Genomic DNA, 19,099 nt, shown 5'->3' on the forward strand with positions numbered 1-19,099 from the left:
CGGACATCAGAACGTCCGCCTCCTTGTCCGCGCGTAAGACCCGGTGACGTAGTTTCCTTCGCCGACAGCGGCTACCCGCCGGTAACGGGTCGATAGCTATCGAAGGCATATTCACCGATGACCAGCGGAGTTCACCCAGCCGGTGCAATGCTTCGAGGTCCGAAAGCCACGCCTTGGCCCCGGGACACGATTCCGGTCGGCCGCCGCGACTCCGCCCGATTCCGGCGTGCGCACGGCCCGGTGTCCGGCCCGACTCGGCACGCGGCCGGACAGCTGTCGTCAGCTTGCTGCCGGATTCCGGCATGCGCCTATCCTGTTGTAGTGGATCCGGTCATGCTGGACGCTGTCGACCAGCGTTTACTACACGCTCTCCAGATCGACGCGCGCGCGCCGTTCAGTACGATCGCCGCCGTCCTGGACATATCGGACCGCACCGTGGCCCGCCGGTTCGGGCGGCTCCGAGCCACGGGAGCGCTCCGGATCAGCGCGGTGCCGCATCATCATGTCGCCGCCGAAGCGCGATGGCTCGTACGCCTGCGGGTCCGGCCGCACGGGGCCGCCGCCGTCGCCCGCGCATTGGCCGCACGTCCGGACACCGCCTGGGTCACCGAGCTGTCCGCCGGTGCCGAGATCGTCTGCCTCTTCTGTGTCCCCGACGCCGGTATGCCACCACTGGCGACCCTGTCCCGCCACCCCGATATCGTCGACGTCACCGCCCAGCGGCTACTGCGTCAGCTGATGGCCGACCGCTGGCGCGGGCGTACTTCGGCACTCACCGAACAGCAGCTGGCCGGGATCCCGGCCCGCGGGCCGGCCGCTCCCGCTCCGATCCGGCTCACCGACCTGGACCACCGGCTGTTCCGGGCGCTGGCCGCCGACGGCCGTACAGCCTGCGCGGACCTGGCGCGGCGGGTGGACTGGTCGGAATCCGCGGTACGCCGGCGCCTGACCGAACTGCGCGATGCCGGAGTGCTGCGGTTCGACATCGAGGTGGAGCCCGCATCGTTCGGCTACTCCACACAGTGTGTGCTGTGGCTGTCGGTCGGGCCCGCGCTGTTGACCACGGTCGCAGCGAGCCTGGCCGCGGACCCCGAAACGGCCTACCTCGGCGCGATCACCGGTAGCCACAACCTCTTCGCTGTGACGATATGTCGCGACACCGAAGCCCTGTACACCTACCTCACCGACCGGATCGCGGCACTTCCCGGCATCGAGCGGGTCGAGACAGCGCAGATCACCTCGTATGCCAAACGTTTCGCCCCGGCCGGGGTAGGTCGGGCGAGCTGAGCGCACGGCCACCGGCACCGCGGACCTCACGGGATCAGGGGGCCTGCCGGTCGTAGTGGTGCTGGGCGGACACCACCTCGGCGGTGTTTCCGTAACGGCCGGACGCTCAGGGCGGTCAGGATCAGCAAACCTCAACGGCCGGCGATGTGGTCGAGTACCTCGCGTGCGGGGCAATCGCTGTTGAATGTGTCACTCGTCAGCGGCCAGGTCGCCCCATCCAACGGCTTGCCTACCACCGTGCCCGGAGCTTACCTCGAGGTATGTTCTTACTTTTGGTAAGCCTTTGACCTACGCTGCGGCCATGGTCACAGTTGTTTTCGGAGCCAGAGGTAATGTCGGCCGCCACGTCGCGGCGGGACTCATCGAAAGAGACGAGCAGATCCGTACGACGAGCCGGGAGCCCGGCGCGGGAGACTTCCCGACGGGGGCGCACGTTGTCACCGCCGACCTGGAACGCCCCGAAACACTGCCCGCCGCACTCGAAGGCGCCGAGCGCGTATTCCTCTACGCCGTCCCCGACGGAGTAGACGGTTTCGTGAAAGCGGCGCGCGACGCCGGGGTACGACAGGTCGTTCTCCTGTCCTCCGGAGCGGTCACGCCGGGCGACACCGCGGACAACCCGATCGCCCGGATGCACGCCCGTGTCGAGTCCGCCATCGAGGAGTCCGGCCTGAGCTGGACGTTCATCCGGCCCGGCATGTTCGCGACGAACGCACTGTGGTGGTGGCAGAAATCCATCCGGGAGAAGGGCATCGTCCGCATGCCGTATCCCGAAGCCCGGACAGCGCCGGTACACGAGCGAGATCTGGCGGCACTGGCGGTCACCGCGCTGACCGAACCCGGGCACGGGGGTCGCGTCTATCCCGTAGCGGGACCCGAGGCATCGACGCTGCGGCAGCAGGTAAGGGATATCGGGACAGCCCTCGGCCGGGAGATCCCCCTCGAGGTGGTCTCGGTGGATCAGGCGCGTGCCGGACTCGGCGAGACCATGCCCGCGATAGGCGTGGAGGCCGTCCTCGCCGGATGGCGGGCGGGAACCGAAGCACCGCCCGAGGTATCGACGCTCGTCGAGGAGATCACCGGCCGTCCGGGCCGCACGTTCGCGCAATGGGCGAAAGATCATGTGACCGACTTCCGTTGACCCACCACGGCGGTAGCGCCGGCGGAGACCGGCGAGCGATCCGAATCCACCGGCGCGTCCGCCCGACACACATCACAAACGTGCGCTCAGGCCCGGCTGAAGAAGCCCCGCCCGGATTTCGCGGGCCGCAGTACCGCCCCGGCAGCCCGCACCTGTGGCCGACGCCCGCGCAACAGGCGATCGAACGCCTCCGCGCTCCCCGCCGGCCCGGGCAGACGACCGGCGTTGAAATCGTCGGCCAGCTGCTGCACGGTCTCTTGGGCGCAGGATTTGTTGGTTCCGATGAAACCGGTGGGCCCGCGCTTGATCCAGCCCGTGACATACGTGCTCGGGAACACCGCGCCTTCCGGCCCGTCGAGGACCCGGCCGGCCTGGTTCGGAACGACCCCGCGCTGTTCGTCGAAGGGCAGGCCGGGCGTCGGCACACCCCGGTAACCGACCGAGGTGAGCACGAGGCCGGTCTCCAGCAGATCGAAATCGCCGGTGGGCACGGCGCCGACGCGGCCGTCGGCCCCGGTCACCGGTTCGGTACGGTCGACCTCGATTCCGGTGACGGTGTCGGGTCCGAGGATCCGGCTGGGCGCGCTCCGGTAACGGAAGACGATCCGCCGTCGCTGCCCGGCCGGACGGTCGGCCACCCCGCGCAGCAGTTTCAGTTTCTGTTCGACCTGATAGGGCAGGCCCGCCACGGCCGGCGGGAGTTCGCCGTCGACGACGATATCCACATCCGAACCCAGCAACCCGACGAATTCGGGGACCGTGAACGCCGATTCGGCGGGGCCGCGCCGGCCCAGCACCACGACCTCGCGGACGGCACTGCGGCGCAGTGCCTCCAGCGCGACCGGCGCGATATCGGTGCCCGCCAGCTCTTCCGGATCGGTCGTCAGGATACGGGCCACGTCGAGTGCGACATTGCCGTTGCCGACGATCACGACACGGTGCTGCGACAGATCGAACTCGTGGTGCTGATGATCGGGGTGGCCGTTGTACCAGGCGACGAAATCGGTGGCCGAGACATTTCCGGCCAGGCCCTCACCCGGGATACCCATTTTGCGGTCGGTGGACGCCCCGACCGCGTAGATCACCGCGTGGTGGTAGGCGAGCAGTTCCTCGTGCGAAATATGCTTGCCCACTTCGATATCGAAGTAGGAACCGAATCCGGGCTGTCGCGACATCACATCGAACAGATCGGCGACCTGACGGGTCTTCGTGTGATCGGGCGCGACGCCGTAGCGGGCCAGGCCGTAGGGAGCCGGCAGCCGGTCGAACACCGTGACCCGCACATCGGGCTGGGTGAGCAGTTCGTCCGCCGCGTACATCGCCGAAGGGCCCGAACCGACCACCGCGACCCGTAGCGGGCCACGGTCGGTGGTGTCGATCGACGGCGCAGGGACCGGTGGCGCCAGCAGCGGTCGCGGCCGGGACTGCCGGTAGAAGTCGGCATTGATCTCGATGAACGGCTGCTGCTCCGCGGTCAGTTTCTTCGAGGAGGTGATGGCGTCCACCGGGCAGGCCGAGGCACAGGCTCCGCAGTCCACGCACGCGGCCGGATCGACGTAGAGCATGTCCGCGGTCCGGAAATCGGGTTCATCCGGGGTGGGGTGGATGCAGTTGACCGGACAGGCGTACACGCAGGAGGCGTCACTGCAACACGACTGGGTGACGACGTAGGGCATGGAGGTACTACCGCCGCTCAGGCCGCTTTGCCGGCGACGGCGCGCAGCGGCTCGGAACGGTACCGGGTGGAGTGCCCGTCGATGCCCAGCGCCTTCCACACCCGCTTGGCGATCGGGTTCATGAGGCCGATCTCCGCGGCCAGGGCACGGACATCGCCGAAGTAGTCGCTGAAGGTCCGCTTGGCGTCGTCCGAGCCGAAGAACAGGTCCTTGCGCACGCTGTCCGGGATATCGAACTCGTCGAAGAACGCCTTGGGCGGGGTCACGATGGCGCGGCCCAGGATCCACATGACGATCGGCATGGCCAGCGACAGGACGAACTTGTTGCGGGCCGAGGATTCCGGTACGTGCTTCTTCAGGAATTCGTGGGCGAAGGAGATGTGGCGGGCTTCCTCGGCCACATGGATCGCCATCACGCCGCGCATGATCGGGTGTACTTCCTCGCCGGAGCGCAGCACTTCCTTCTGGATGTGGTCGATCGGCTCCTCGCCGCCGAGCACCGCCATGAAGAACAGGTTCGGGAAGGCGACCGCGACCGGTACGGCGATATGCCGGATCTGGCGTACCAGCGGGCCCATACCCGGAACGTCGACGCCGATCCGGTTGACCATCTCCTGGAACATCAGGGTGTGGTTGTGCTCCTCGATCATCTCGTGGGAGCAGTACCGGAACTCCGGGTCGCCGTTGGGCAAGCCGAAGATGTGCTGCATCATGCCGCTGATCAGGATGGCCTCGAACTGCAGACCCACCTTGGCGACATTGGCCTGGCGGTACTTGCCGAGCGCGATCTTCTGCTCGTGCGACAGCGCCCGGTACCAGGCGTGACGACCGACCGTATCCCCGGATTTCGGCAGAATCCACCGCTCCGGCCGGGTATCGGCGGCGAAGTCGGGATGATCCCAGTCGATATCGGTGAACGGATCGAAATTCCGGTTGAGGGAGCCCTCCGACAGCAGCAACAGCTTCTCCGCGTATTCCTGAGCCTGCGCGACCAGTTGGTCGTCGGAGACCGTGGTGGCTGAAGACGTCATCGTCACTGCCTCTCGTCGATAAATCGGGCTTAACTGTTTCCCATAGTTACAGCTACGCCGGGGTACGTCAACACGACCACCCCCGGCGGCAGGATCACACCACCGGCGTGGCGAGCATCACTCCAGCTCGAGCTGTGTTTTTGGCGCCGCCTGCGGCGGCGCGGGGGTTGAGGGCTGTGTTTTCGGCGCGCTGGCGCGCGCGGGGGTTGAGGCCCTGAAGTCTCGCCGTTCAGGCCTCGAGACTCGCGCTTCGCGCATGCGCTTCGAGGCCTGAACGGCGAGACGGCCTCAACCCTTTGGGGTGTCTCGTAGAACTCGACTCGGACGGGTTGCGTCAGCAGGAACGTCCCGATTCGGATGTCTGATCCACTGCCCACTCCAGACGTCCCGATCCGGACGTCTCACACCTCTGCCCACCCCGGATGGTCACCATCAGTGTCGGGGCCCGCCCCGGTTCTGGAGCGACGAAGCGATGGAGCGCAGCGACTGAGCGTAGGAGTGAAGAACCGGGGTCACGAGGGCCCCGACCGCCCCGCCGAAGGCGGGGCAATCAAACACAGTCGGGGCCCGCCCCGGTTCTGGAGCGACAGAGCGATGGAGCGCAGCGACTGAGCGCCGGAGTGAAGAACCGGGGTTAATAGGGCCCCGACCCGCCCCGCCGAAGGCGGGGCGAATAAACACAGCTACGGCAGATATGGGATGCGGGTTGCGCGGGCGAAGACCGTCTCCCCCTCCGCGAGGCGTAGCGCCTCGGCGTCGCCGCGGGTGACCTGAGCGACGAACAGATCACCGGTGGCGGCATTGCGCATCTCGACCCGGACCTCGAACCCGAGCCGCACCACTCGTTCGACCGTTGCCCGGGTGACCCCCGCCGACTCCGCGGTGCCCTCGTAGGCGGCCAGCGCCATGTTCGAATCCCGGCCGACCCGGATATCGTGCGGCCGCACCAGATGCCCGTTCAGGCGCGCGACCGCGCCCAGGAAGGACATGACGAACTCGCTGGCGGGCCGGTCGTAGACGTCCTCGGGGCTGCCGACCTGCTCGATCCGGCCGGCGTTCATCACCGCGATCCGGTCGGCCACGTCCAGGGCTTCTTCCTGATCGTGGGTGACCAGCACGGTGGTTACGTGCACTTCCTCGTGCAGTCGGCGCAACCAGGTGCGCAGATCCGCCCGGACCTTCGCGTCCAGCGCGCCGAACGGTTCGTCCAGCAGCAGGACCTGCGGATCCACCGCCAGTGCTCGGGCCAACGCCATCCGCTGCCGCTGCCCACCGGACAATTGCGCCGGATACCGGTGCTGGAAACCGTCGAGACCGACGATGCCGAGTAGTTCGTCCACCCGTTTCGCGATCTCGTTCTTCGGCCGCTTGCGGATGGTCAGGCCGAAGGCCACATTGTCGCGGACGGTCATGTGCTTGAACGCCGCGTAGTGCTGGAAGACGAACCCGATATCGCGTTTCTGCGGAGGTACCCGGGTCACGTCCCGGCCGCCGATGGTCACCACACCCGAGTCGAGATTTTCCAGTCCCGCGATCGACCGCAACAGCGTCGACTTTCCGGAACCCGATGGGCCGAGCAGCGCGGTCAGCTCCCCGGAGGGGATATCCAGACTGACATCGTCGAGCGCGGCGAAGGAACCGTAGTTCTTGCGTGCACTGGTCACGGTGATCACGGGCGGCCTCCGGCATATACGTTCACGATGCCTCCCGCTTGCGTTCCAGGAGCGTCATCAACAGCAGAGTGATGAGCGCGAGGCCCATCAGCAGAGTGGCGGCGCAGTACGCGCCGAAATCATTGTGGTCGTTGATGTAGCGTTCGTGCACCAGCAGGGTCAGCGTCTGCGAGACCCCGGGGAACCCGGACGACACCATGATCACCGCACCGAACTCGCCCAGCGCGCGGGCCACGGTGAGCACCACGCCGTAGGTGAGTCCCCAGCGGATCGCGGGGACGGTGATCCGCCAGAAGGTCTGCCAGCCCGATGCGCCCAGCGTCGCCGCCGCCTGCTCCTGCTCGTCGCCGATCTCGTGCAGCACCGGCTCCACCTCGCGTACCACGAACGGCATGGTGACGAAGATGGTCGCCAGCACCATGCCCGGCAGGGCGAAGATCACCCGGAACCACCCGTCGGTGACCGCACCGAACCAGCCGTCCACACCCCACAGCATGATCAGCGCGACGCCGACCACAACCGGGGATACCGCGAACGGCAGATCCACGACGCTCTGCAGCAAGCGGCGGCCCGGGAATTCGCCACGTACCAGCGCCAGCGCTGTCACCACCCCGAGGATCACGTTCACCGGCACCACGATCACAAGGATGATCATGGAGAGATTGAAGGCCGAGATCGCGGCGGGCGTACTGATCTGATCGATGAACGCCCCGATCCCCTGACCGAACGCCCGATACAGGATGATGCCGAGCGGCAGCACGAGCAACACGAACAGATAGCCGAGAGCGAGCACGCGCAGCGTGATCCGGCCGGGAGCGGACAGTTTCATCGAGCCTCACGTTCCTTGCGCGCCGTCCGCTCGGCGAACACCCGCAGCACCAGCAGCGCGACGAACGCGATGCCCAGCAGCGCCACCGAGACCGCGGCCGCGTTCACCGGCCGGTCGATCTCGATCTGCTGCTGGATGTACTGCGAGGCCACCTGGGTCTCACGCGGAATATTGCCGCCGATCAGCACGACCGAGCCGAACTCTCCGATCGCGCGCGCGAACGCCAGACCGCCACCGCTGATGATGGCGGGCGCCAGCGTCGGCAACACGACCCGGCGGAAGGTCGTCCAGTTGTCGGCGCCGAGCGATAGGGCGGCCTGCTCCACCTCCCGGTCGGCTTCGATGAGCACCGGCTGCACCGACCGCACCACGAACGGCAGGGTTACGAACGCCAGCGCCACGACCAGGCCCGGTCGGGTGGCGTTGAGATGGACATCGATCGGACTCTGCGGCCCGTACAGGGCCAGCAGCACGATACTGGCGACGATCGTGGGCAACGCGAACGGTAGATCGATCAGCGCGTTCACCAGCCCCTTGCCCGGGAAGTCGTCACGCACCAGGACCCAGGCGATCATCGTGCCCATCACGACATTGACCAACGCCACCGCCAGCGAGACGAGTACGGTCACCCGCAGCGACGCCAGAGCCAGCGGATCGGTCACCGCGTTCCAGAAACCGGACCAGCCGTCGTCGAACGCGCTGAAGGTCAGTGCGGCCAGCGGCAGCAGCACGATCACGCTGAGCCACAGCATCGCGGTGGCGATACCGAGCGGGCCGACCGAACCGGTGAACCGCAGCCAGGACCGGAGTGGCCGGGGAGTGGAACTGTCCGGGCCAGCTGCGCCGGGGGGCGCGGGTGCGGTGGCGGTGTTGCGTTCGGTCACGAGTATCGAGTATCGCGTGTGGGCCGGGTCACCCGGCTACTCGGTCGCGTTCTCGTAGGCGACGGCGATGGTGCCGGTGTCGGGCGCGAACAGATCTGTCTCGACCGTCTCCCAGCCACCCAGGTCGGCGATGGTGTACAGGGTGGGGGGCTGCGGGAAGGTCTCGGTGTACTCGGCGGCCACCCCCGGATCGACCGGACGGAACCCGGCGTCGGCCCAGGCCCGCTGCGCCTCGGTCGTGTAGAGGAAATCGCGGAAGGCGACAGCCTTCTCCCGGTGCTGCGCGTGTTCGAGCACCGCGACCGGATTCTCGATCTCGAAGGTGGTGTCGGGCACGATGTGCTCGACCGGGTCCCCGTGCCGTTCGGCGAAGATCGCCTCGTTCTCGTAACTGATCAGCACATCGCCGGTGCCCTGCAGGAACGCCTCGGTAGCTTCGCGGCCGGACTTGGGCTGCACACGCACATTGGCCAGCATCCGGTTGAGGTAGTCCAACCCGGCCTGCGGGTTGCGTCCGCCCTCGCTCGCCGCCGCGTACGGGGCGAGCAGGTTCCATTTCGCGGAACCGGAACTGAACGGGTTCGGGGTGATCACCTCGATATCGGGGCGCAGCAGATCGTCCCAGGCCCGGATGTTCTTCGGGTTCCCCGTCCGTACCACCAGTGTCACCACCGACCCGAACGGGATCCCGCGGGTGGCGTCGGTGTTCCAGTCCGGATCCACCAGACCGGCGTCGACCAGCCGGGTGATATCCGGTTCGAGGGAGAAGCTCACGACGTCGGCGGGCGCCCCCCGTGCGATCTTGCGGGACTGATCCCCGGACGCACCGTAGGACTGGCGTACCTCGACGCCCTCGCCCACCTCGGTCTTGTTGAACTCCGGGATCACCTCGTCGTAACCGGCCTTGGGGATCGCGTACGCGTACAGATCCACCGTGCCGCCGCTACCGTCGGCGCCACCGCCCCCGACCTCGTCACTGGAACCACCGGCGCACCCGGCCAGCAGCATCGGCACTGCGATCAGCAGCGCGAGCAGGCGGCGACCGGCCGACCGGCTCGTACTCCGCGTTGTGGACCGTCGCGCACCGCACCCGCGCCGCCCGCGCGGGGACCCACCACCGGTGGGCGCGACCGCAGCGTTCACCGGGTGAACAGCCAGGCGACGACGATCAGGACCAGCAGGGCCAGCAGCGCGATCTGCACCCGCGAGCGCGGCATCAGCACACCCCGTTTCCGGTATCGCGATCACTGTCGGTCTCGTTGCGACCCAGCGCGGCGCCCGCCGCGTGTAGCCCTCGATCGATCAGATAGGCGATAGCGAAACTGATCGGCACCATGCCCACCAGCACCACGAGGAACTGCGGGATGAACGGCAGGCCGGCCACCCACATCTCGAACCCGTCCCACCAGTCGGCAATACGCTCCACGGCGACCAGCGTAGAACACCGGCCGGCGACCACCCGACCCGTGTCTTGACCTCGAGTGGGCTGAAGGTTGCAGGCTGAACCCATGACACAGGCAGCAGAGGTTTGGAACTCCGTCTACGACAACGACACCGCGCCGTGGATCATCGGCGAACCCCAGCCCGCGATCGCCGAACTGGAGCGCACCGGCTGGATCCGCGGCCGCGTTCTGGATCCCGGCACGGGTGCCGGGGAGCACACCATCGCGCTCACCGCACTCGGCTACGACGTGGTCGGGGTCGATCTGGCGCCGAGCGCGGTCGCCTACGCCCGCCGCAACGCCGCTACCAAGAAGGTGCCGAACGCACGGTTCGAGGTGGCCGATATGGTCGCCCTCGTCCGAGCCGAGGACAACCCGCTGGGCACTTTCGACACAATCGTCGACAGCGCGCTGTTCCACGTATTCGTGGAGGACCCCGCGGCCCGCGCCGACTACGTGCGCACTTTGCACCGCCTGTGCGCGCCGGGCGGCCATGTGCACATCCTGGCGCTCTCCGACGCCGAGGCCGGATTCGGCCCGCGGATCGGCGCCGACATGATCCGCGACTCCTTCACCGCGCCCGGCTGGGAGGTCGAGGAGCTGCGGCCCGACCACTACTACGGGCGGATCACCGCGGTGGTCGCCGAGCAGGCCGCCGGTCTCACACCCGACGCCGGCGGGAAGATCGAACTCGCCGCCTGGCTGGCCCGGATCCGGCGCACCGACTGAACGGTGGTGGACGACTCGGGGCCCGGCGACCCATCATGGGGTATGCCGAGTCCCGAGCACGCGCCCCCCGCCGGCACAGCGGGCAGCCACCCGGCGGGCCCGCCGCCGGGGAACAACTTCCCGGTGATCGACGACTACGCCTTCCTGTCCGATTGCGAGACCACCTGCCTGATCGCGAGCAACGGATCGGTGGAATGGATGTGCGTACCGCGCCCGGACTCACCGAGTGTGTTCGGCGCAATTCTGGATCGCAGCGCCGGACATTTCCGGCTGGGCCCCTACGGGCGCAACGTGCCCGCCGCCCGCCGCTACCTGCCCGGGGGCATGATCCTGGAAACGACCTGGCAGACCGAAACCGGCTGGCTGATCGTCCGGGACGCGCTCGTACTGGGTCCCTGGCACAGCACCGACCAGCGCAGCCGCACCCACCGGCGCACCCCGACCGACTGGGACGCCGCCCATATGCTGTTGCGCACGGTCAAATGCGTGAGCGGCACGGTCGAACTCGAGCTGAGCTGTGAACCGTCGTTCGACTACCACCGGGCCATGGCCACCTGGGAGTACACCGGAAAGGTGTACGAGGAGGCCTCTGCGTTCTGCGCCGCCGACCCGACAGCCGGGCCTACCCTGACCCTCACCACCGACCTTCGACTGGGCCTGGAGGGACGAGAGGCCCGGGCACGTACCCGGATGAACGAAGGCGATTGCGCCTATGTCGCCCTCACCTGGTCGGAACTGCCCGCGCCACAGAACTTCGAAGAGGCCGCCGACAAGATGTGGACCACTGTCGAATGCTGGCGGCAGTGGATCACGCTCGGCGATTTCCCGGACCATCCATGGCGGCGCTACCTGCAACGAAGCGCGCTCACCCTGAAGGGCCTCACCTACGCTCCCACCGGCGCGTTGATGGCGGCCGCCACCACCTCGCTGCCGGAGGCGCCCGGCGGAAAACGCAACTGGGACTACCGCTACTCCTGGGTTCGCGACGCCAGTTTCGCACTGTGGGGCCTCTACACTCTGGGCCTCGACCGGGAGGCCGACGATTTCTTCGCCTTCCTGCACGACGCCACCACGGGCGCCGACGGCGAGCCGGTACCTCTCCAGGTTCTGTACGGCATCGGCGGTGAACGCGATATCGAGGAGAGCACGCTCGATCACCTGACCGGCTACGGCAACGCGAAGCCGGTCCGGATCGGCAACGGCGCCTACAACCAGGAGCAGCACGATATCTGGGGCACCATGCTCGACGCGGTCTACCTGCATGTGAAATCGCGTCAGCACGTACCGGAAACCCTGTGGCCGATGCTGAAACGCCAGGTCGACGCCGCCATCGACAACTGGCGCCGACCGGACCGCAGCCTCTGGGAGGTGCGCGGCGAACCACAACACTTCACCTCGTCGAAGGTGATGTGCTGGGTGGCACTGGATCGCGGCGCGAAGATCGCCGAACTACACGGTCAGACCCATATCTCCAAGGAATGGCACCGTATCGCCGACGAGATCCGAGCCGATGTGCTGAAGCACGGTGTGGACGAACGCGGGCGGTTCACCCAGGTGTACGGCGGCTCGACCCTCGACGCGTCCCTGCTACTGGTGGTCCTGACCCGATTCCTGCCGCCCGACGATCCGCGGGTGCGCGCGACGGTACTCGGCATCGCCGACGAACTGTCGGTGAACGGCCTGGTGTTGCGCTACCGGACCGAAACCACCGACGACGGACAATCCGGCACCGAGGGCACCTTCACCATCTGCTCGTTCTGGCTGGTGTCGGCACTCGTGGAGATCGGCGAGATCAGCCGGGCCCGCAGACTGTGCGAGCGGCTGCTCACCCATGCCAGCCCGCTCAAGCTGTACGCCGAGGAGATCGACCCCTACACCGGCCGGCACCTGGGCAATTTCCCGCAGGCTTTCACCCACCTCGCACTGATCAACGCCGTCACGCATCTGATCCGGGCCGAGGGCTCCCAACCTGCCGGAACGTTCCGCCCGGCGCACGGCCGAGCCGCCGGAACACCCTGGCGCAGCCGACCCCGCCGCTAGGCGGTACCTATCGGGGGCGGCCCGGGAATCACGCGGCTACGATGCTGCCGGCCTGCTGGCGGAGATCGCGTAGCTTGCCCATATCGCTGTCCAACCTGGCGAGCCGCTCCGCGCCTCGGTCGCCGTACTGGGCACCGGCTTCCTCGGCGACCCGGAGGGCTTCGTCCGCGGCCCGCAGCGCGTCGGTGGCGATATCGGTGAAATGATCCCGGAGCACCCGCTGCACCTCGCGCAGACGGGTTCGGGACTCCTTGCCGACCTGGAAGATCACATCTTCCATCCACCGAGCCAGCGCCGCCTTGGCTTCGGCCTGGCGCCGCAGCTTGCGGCCCCGGCGGTCCTCCCACAGGACGTGGACGCCCAGTAGCAGGCCCGCGCCGATCGAGTACCAGTTCACCAGGGGCATATCGAGCAGGCTGGTGGCCATACCGACCATGAGGATGCCGCCGTAGGAACCGCGCAACGCGGACAGGAACTGGTCCAGCGCACCCGCTCGTGTGGTCTGCAACGACTCCAGCGGCGCCACGTCCTCGAGCAGCTCGGCTGGATACGGCGGACGGATATCCGGTAGGTCCGGAGTGCGGTGATCGGCCGGGAACCGTGCCGCGACCTGGTCTGCCAATTCTTCGGCACGGTAGTTCGCGAGCTCGAAGTTCTCAGCGATGGCTTCGGCGCTGCGCGTCTCCCATTCCGCACCGAACTCCGGCCAGCGCCGCTGCGGATCGGTGCGCATGATCTCCGACTCCGCGCCGCGCACCAGGGTTCGCAGGCGGTGCCGGAGATCGTGTTCGATATCGGCCATCAACTCGGTGCTGCCGTCGGCGAGAGTGATCTGCCAGGTGGCGGTGCGCTGCCGCAACTGATCTGCCTGATCCCGGGCGGTGGCCAGCTGTTGGGTGACATGGGCCCGGCGGCGCGGATCACGCAGCGCGTCTGCCTCGGTGCGCAGCGTGACACCGAGGTGGTCGCCGACCAGCTGGATATCGCGGACCGCGGACTTCACAGCTGTCGCATCGGCATGCGCCACCACGTATTCGCGCAGATGCTCCACCAACTGCGGGAGACCGGACTCGATCGCCCGCTGCTGGTCGCCCGACTGCTGCGCTTCCTGGTGGATGGCGGCCGAAACCGGCGCCACCGCGAAACCCAGACCGGCGGCGTCCAGCAGTTCCCGATTGCGTTCCTGCACATGGGTCCAGTGCCCATTGCGATCTATCTTGTTGAGCACGCAGATCACCGTGGGGCAGACCTGCCCGATGCGGTGCAGATGCGCGATCTGGTCCCGGCTGTACTCGGTATCGGCGTCACTCACGTAGAGGACCGCGTCGGCGGCGGCGATCATCGACCACGTGCTGCGTTCCTGCACGGTCGCACCGGGGGCATCCATCAGCACGATACCCTCGGCCAACAACGGGCTGGGCTGGGTGAAATCGGCACGGATCACGCCCTTGGCCGTGAGCGCCGGAGCAGGGTCGAGCGGATCGACCGGCTGCCGCCGGATCCGCCCGCCGCCCTCGCGGCGGATCAGGGTCGCCGTAGCGTCCGGGCCGTACTCCACGATGGCCGGGACACTGATCGCGCTGTCGGTGGCACTGATCGGTGCCCCCGCCATGGTGTTGACCAGAGTGCTCATTCCGCTCTTGGGCGGTCCGACCACCACCAGCCGCACCCGGGTATCGGCTACCCGGGCACGCACCATTCCGAGGCGGCCACGCAGATCGTTTCGGCTCGCGGTGCGCGATACATCCCGCAACTCATCGATGATCTGGATGAGGGGGGCCATCACATCCGGATTCTTCACCGTCGCGGCTCGCGATCCGGCTACGGCAGACAAGCCCTGCTCCTCACTCTCGGTCACAACATCACGCCATCGACCACGCTCGGTCGAATCGACCCCCGTACAGCCGGACAGAACCCCCGCCGGCTGTGAATCGTCACATGAATACCCAATGGCCGTGGTCGATAATCGGTTCCCCGGTCACAGCCACTGTATGCGGCAGCAACCCGGCCGAGAGATCACCGGTCAGGCCGTTGCCCGCCGCACCGGCCACCGAATGATCGGTGTACAGCGTGGCGGCCACCCCGTGCACATCGTACGGAACCGGCACACCGTGATCGGCAACCGGTTTCACCTGCGGTGCCACCGGAAGCTGGGTCGGCTGCACCTGCGGTGCCACCGGAGCCTGGGCCGGGGCTTCCGGTACGACCGGCTGCTGGGTGGGCACACTCACGGTGGGCACCGCCGCCGACGGCTGATCCACGGTGGGCGCCTGGTGTGTGGGTACCTCCACCGCGGACGGGGTTCCGCCGGGAGTCCTGTCACCGGTCACCGGACCGTTCGAACCGGTTCCGCCGACGGGTTCGGTGGAGATGTCACCGGTTCCGGTCTCGCCGGTGACCGGGCTCGTGGTGGTGACACCGGCCGATTCGCCGGTCGTGGCCGCGGATTCACCCCCGGTGGTGGTTTCCGGCATGGTCGCGGTCGACGAACCATCGGTACCGGTGGTGGTCTCCGGGGCGGTGGTCGAGCCGTCGGGAGACGTCGGGGTACTACCGCCGACCGAGGTCGCGGTGCTGCCGTCCACCGTGGTGCTGGCGTCCACCGACGGAGTCGTGCTGGCGTCCACCACCGACGGAGTCGTGCTGCCGTCCGGCCGGGTTGTCGTGGTGTGGGTGGCGCCGGTTGTCGTCGGCGCGGTGGTGGTCGGCACCACCGGCGTGGACGTGTCGGGCAGAAGCGACTCGGTCGGCGATTGCGGATCGTGGGCGGGCGACTGCGGTGGACGTTGGAACAGATCCGGCACCTGAGCAGGCGGCGCGGTGAGCGGCGACTGGCCCGCGGGCGGATGGAAGACATGCGCCATTGGGGTGGTCGCCGCATCGGGCTGAACCGTGGTCTGCAGCGGGGTCGCCGCGACCGGCTGCACCGCCGGCGCGACGGCGACCGGGACGACGACCGGCGGCGGAACAGGAGTCGGAGCCATCGGCACGGGCGCGATCGGCGCGGCGACCATCGGCACAGGCGCGATCGCGCCCGAGCTCATCGGAACCGGTACGGGACCTGCCGCGCCCAGCGCAGCACCGGGACCTGCCGCAGCGGTCGACGCCGCGACACCCGGACCGGGCGACACTCCCGCATCCGAGCCGGCAGCATCCGTACCGGGTTCGGTCCCGTGGGGCGCGGCCTCCGTCCGCGCGCCGGGATCCAGCGGACCACGACCGACGGATTCCAGCGAATCGGAAGCGGCGGAGGCGGATCGAGCCCAATCCAGGTATTGATCGAGCCGGTCGTCGAGCAGGCTGCCGTCGCCGACGGTGATATCGAGATCCCAGTCGCTGGCGATCCAGAAACCGTCCGGCCCCGCCGGGGTATCGAGATCCCGCTGCGAATCGACGGCCGGCGCGTGGCCGAATCCGTCGGCGAAGACCATGTCACCGCCCACCCCGTCGAGGATGAACTCACCGTCGATTCCACCGTCGGAGCCTCCGTCGAACCAGCCGGAATCCGATCCCCCGCCCGGTCGTGTCACGAGTTCGATGAGATCGAATCCCCAGTCCGCGTCGGCGGAGTCGCGCGCCACCGCTTGCACAGCGGAATCCGGGCTCAGGTCGAATCGGGGCAGATCGAAGATATCGGTCTGGAAGGCGTCTTTCGGTGACGGCAACCCGAATTCGCCCGGGGCGCCGAGACCTTCGTTGCCGGGAAGGGGCAAGCCCTCCCCCAGCCCGGGGACACCTTCGAAACCCGGGAACCCACTCGGCGGGATGCCCGGGTCCGGCGCACCGAGCTCGGGCACGCCCGGAACCACCGCGTCGGGCACTCCGGTACCCGGCATGAACCCGGCACCGGGCGTACCTCCCTCGGACGGGCCCGGTTCCAGCGTCAGCCCGGGGATGTCCTCCATGTGGAGACCCGGGTAGTAGTCGTCGAGATCGAAATCGCCGGGGTGCCCGACCTGGATATCGAGTGTCCGGCCGTACGGGAGCGGCATGGTCGTGCTCGCGTCGCCGCCGGACCCCGGTGAATCGGTCTGCACGGGATCCGGGAAGGTGATCACCGGGCTGGGTACATCGGGATCGGGATCGGCGTTGCGCGCCCAGCCGGCATTGCGGCTGTCCAGTTCGCTGGGCGGCGCCGGGATCCCGCCGCCGTTGTTCGCGATCAGCGCGCCGCCGGTCACGTATGCGCCGCCGCGAGCGACTCGCGACGCGGCGCTGGCAATGCGGTAGGCGGTGTCGCCCCCGCGTTCGGTGACCTCTTCCTCGCCGTCGAACGGCAGATCACGCGGCATCCCAATCTCCACTCTCGCGTTCAACAGCAACCACACCGGGGGCAGCCCGGCGCGGATCCGCTATCAGCCTATTGTCGACATCTGCGGCTGTCATATTTTCGTTATCAGCAGATTCCGCAGGCCGGGTGGGCGGTGGCGACAGATCCGGCTATCGCACAGCGATATTCCCGAGAGTTGACGGGGTGGACCCCTATTTCTTGTCCTTCGGCTTATCGGACTGGGCGTCCGACGACAACGCCGCGACGAAGGCTTCCTGCGGGACGTCGACCCGGCCGATCGTCTTCATCCGCTTCTTGCCCTCCTTCTGCTTCTCCAGCAGTTTGCGCTTACGGCTGATGTCACCGCCGTAGCATTTCGCCAGCACATCCTTGCGGATGGCGCGAATGTTCTCACGAGCGATGATCTTCGAGCCGATGGCTGCCTGGATCGGCACCTCGAACTGCTGGCGCGGGATCAGTTCGCGCAGCTTGGTGGTCATCTTGTTCCCGTAGGCCTGAGCACCGTCGCGGTGCACGATGGCACTGAACGCGTCGACCGCCTCACCCTGCAGCAGGATATCCACCTTGACCAGCTGCGATTCCTGCTCGCCGGCCTCCTCGTAGTCCAGCGAGGCATAGCCGCGGGTCCGCGATTTCAGCGAATCGAAGAAGTCGAAGATGATCTCGGCCAGCGGCAGGGTGTAGCGCAGTTCGACCCGGGTCTCCGACAGATAGTCCATCCCACCCAGATCGCCGCGCCGCGCCTGGCACAGTTCCATGATGGAGCCGATGAATTCACTCGGCGTGATGATGGTGACCTTGACGACCGGCTCGAATACGGCGCGTACCTTGCCTTCCGGCCAGTACGACGGATTCGTCACGATATGTTCCGCGCCGTCTTCCATCACCATCCGGTACACCACGTTCGGCGCGGTCGAGATCAGGTCCAGACCGAATTCGCGCTGCAGACGCTCGCGCGTGATCTCCATGTGCAGCAGCCCCAGGAAACCGCAGCGGAAGCCGAACCCGAGCGCGACCGAGGTCTCCGGCTCGTAGGTGAGGGCGGCATCGTTGAGCTGGAGTTTGTCCAGCGCGTCCCGGAGGTCCGGATAGTCCGACCCGTCTACGGGATACAGGCCCGAGTACACCATCGGCCGCGGCTCGCGGTAGCCGGTGAGCGGATCCACAGCACCGTTGCGCGCCACGGTGACGGTATCGCCGACCTTCGACTGCCGGACATCCTTCACACCGGTGATCAGATAGCCGACCTCGCCGACACCCAGTCCCTGCGTGGGTTTGGGTTCCGGTGACACGATCCCGATCTCCAGGAGCTCGTGCGTCGCCCCGGTGGACATCATCTTGATCTTCTCGCGCGGGGTCAGTTTGCCGTCGACCACACGGACATAGGTCACGACGCCGCGGTAGGTGTCGTAGACCGAGTCGAAGATCATGGCCCGCGCCGGAGCGTCCGCCGCGCCCACCGGCGCCGGCACCCGCTCGATCACCCGGTCCAGGAGTTCGACCACGCCCACACCGGTCTTACCGGAGACCCGCAGCACATCCTCGGGCTCACAGCCGACGATATGGGCGAGTTCGGCGGCGTACCGCTCCGGATCGGCAGCCGGCAGATCGATCTTGTTCAGGACAGGGATGATCTCCAGTTCCTTGTCCAGAGCCAAGTACAGATTCGCCAGTGTCTGCGCCTCGATCCCCTGCGCGGCGTCCACCAGCAGGATCGCGCCCTCACATGCCTCCAGCGCCCGCGACACCTCGTAGGTGAAGTCGACGTGACCCGGGGTGTCGATCAGATGCAGGACGAAGTCCTCACCCTCGTGCTCCCCGGACCGTGGAGTCCAGGGCAACCGGACGTTCTGGGCCTTGATGGTGATACCGCGTTCCCGCTCGATATCCATCCGGTCCAGATATTGGGCGCGCATCTGCCGGTCCTCGACGACACCGGTGAGCTGCAACATCCGGTCGGCCAGCGTCGACTTGCCGTGATCGATATGCGCGATGATGCAGAAGTTCCGGATCCGCGACGGATCGGTGAACGTCGTATCGGCGAAGCTGGCGGGCACTCCACTCCTCATGAGGTAT

General features: G+C 67.5%; 14 protein-coding genes. 4 read left to right on the top strand and 10 right to left on the bottom strand.

Annotated elements, in window-relative coordinates:
• Window positions 1-321: 321 nt before the first annotated feature.
• The gene (locus OG405_RS19455; protein ID WP_327147898.1) at window positions 322-1,287 is read left to right on the top strand and encodes an Lrp/AsnC family transcriptional regulator; all 966 of its coding nucleotides are present in this window, start codon (window positions 322-324) and stop codon (window positions 1,285-1,287) included.
• Window positions 1,288-1,588: 301 nt separating this feature from the next.
• Window positions 1,589-2,428, top strand: a complete 840-nt coding sequence (locus tag OG405_RS19460) for an NAD(P)H-binding protein (RefSeq protein WP_327147899.1) — start codon at window positions 1,589-1,591, stop codon at window positions 2,426-2,428.
• Between the two features lie 86 nt (window positions 2,429-2,514).
• Here the strand turns inward: OG405_RS19460 and OG405_RS19465 are convergent, their stop codons facing one another.
• The 7 genes from OG405_RS19465 to OG405_RS19495 form a co-directional block, all read right to left on the bottom strand.
• Window positions 2,515-4,104, bottom strand: a complete 1,590-nt coding sequence (locus OG405_RS19465) for an FAD-dependent oxidoreductase (protein ID WP_327147900.1) — start codon at window positions 4,102-4,104, stop codon at window positions 2,515-2,517.
• Between the two features lie 17 nt (window positions 4,105-4,121).
• Window positions 4,122-5,135 carry an AurF N-oxygenase family protein gene (locus OG405_RS19470; protein WP_327147901.1) on the bottom strand — a complete coding sequence of 338 codons (1,014 nt, stop codon included), beginning with the start codon at window positions 5,133-5,135 and terminating at the stop codon, window positions 4,122-4,124.
• Between the two features lie 683 nt (window positions 5,136-5,818).
• On the bottom strand, window positions 5,819-6,808 hold the full coding sequence (locus tag OG405_RS19475) for a sulfate/molybdate ABC transporter ATP-binding protein (protein WP_327147902.1): 990 nt from the start codon (window positions 6,806-6,808) through the stop codon (window positions 5,819-5,821).
• A gap of 22 nt (window positions 6,809-6,830) precedes the next feature.
• Complete coding sequence (cysW, locus tag OG405_RS19480; RefSeq protein ID WP_327147903.1) at window positions 6,831-7,637, bottom strand: sulfate ABC transporter permease subunit CysW; 807 nt, start codon at window positions 7,635-7,637, stop codon at window positions 6,831-6,833.
• A complete protein-coding gene (gene cysT / locus OG405_RS19485) occupies window positions 7,634-8,389 on the bottom strand; it encodes a sulfate ABC transporter permease subunit CysT (protein WP_327152413.1) in 756 nt (251 codons plus the stop codon). The genes cysW and cysT overlap by 4 nt, the downstream gene beginning before the upstream one ends.
• A 168-nt stretch (window positions 8,390-8,557) precedes the next feature.
• Window positions 8,558-9,529: a sulfate ABC transporter substrate-binding protein gene (locus tag OG405_RS19490; protein ID WP_327147904.1), complete on the bottom strand. Its 972-nt coding sequence runs from the start codon at window positions 9,527-9,529 to the stop codon at window positions 8,558-8,560.
• A 208-nt stretch (window positions 9,530-9,737) separates the two neighbouring features.
• Window positions 9,738-9,947 (bottom strand): hypothetical protein, encoded by a 210-nt coding sequence (locus OG405_RS19495; protein ID WP_327147905.1) that lies wholly within the window; start codon window positions 9,945-9,947, stop codon window positions 9,738-9,740.
• 82 nt (window positions 9,948-10,029) lie between these two features.
• Here OG405_RS19495 and OG405_RS19500 point away from each other — a divergent pair, with 82 nt between their 5' ends.
• Entirely contained in the window at window positions 10,030-10,692 is a 663-nt protein-coding gene (locus OG405_RS19500; protein ID WP_327147906.1) for a class I SAM-dependent methyltransferase, read from the top strand.
• 42 nt (window positions 10,693-10,734) lie between these two features.
• Entirely contained in the window at window positions 10,735-12,732 is a 1,998-nt protein-coding gene (locus tag OG405_RS19505) for a glycoside hydrolase family 15 protein (RefSeq protein WP_442790586.1), read from the top strand.
• 28 nt (window positions 12,733-12,760) lie between these two features.
• Here OG405_RS19505 and OG405_RS19510 read toward each other — a convergent pair whose 3' ends face one another.
• The 3 genes from OG405_RS19510 to lepA all read right to left on the bottom strand — a co-directional run bounded on the left by OG405_RS19510 (window position 12,761) and on the right by lepA (window position 19,092).
• A complete protein-coding gene (locus OG405_RS19510) occupies window positions 12,761-14,590 on the bottom strand; it encodes a dynamin family protein (RefSeq protein WP_327147908.1) in 1,830 nt (609 codons plus the stop codon).
• Between the two features lie 76 nt (window positions 14,591-14,666).
• Complete coding sequence (locus OG405_RS19515) at window positions 14,667-17,024, bottom strand: hypothetical protein (RefSeq protein ID WP_327147909.1); 2,358 nt, start codon at window positions 17,022-17,024, stop codon at window positions 14,667-14,669.
• Between the two features lie 190 nt (window positions 17,025-17,214).
• The gene (gene lepA, locus OG405_RS19520) at window positions 17,215-19,092 is read right to left on the bottom strand and encodes a translation elongation factor 4 (RefSeq protein WP_327147910.1); all 1,878 of its coding nucleotides are present in this window, start codon (window positions 19,090-19,092) and stop codon (window positions 17,215-17,217) included.
• Between the last annotated feature and the right edge of the window lie 7 nt (window positions 19,093-19,099).

Origin of the sequence: Nocardia sp. NBC_01329 (assembly GCF_035956715.1) — a bacterium.
GTDB lineage: Bacteria > Actinomycetota > Actinomycetes > Mycobacteriales > Mycobacteriaceae > Nocardia.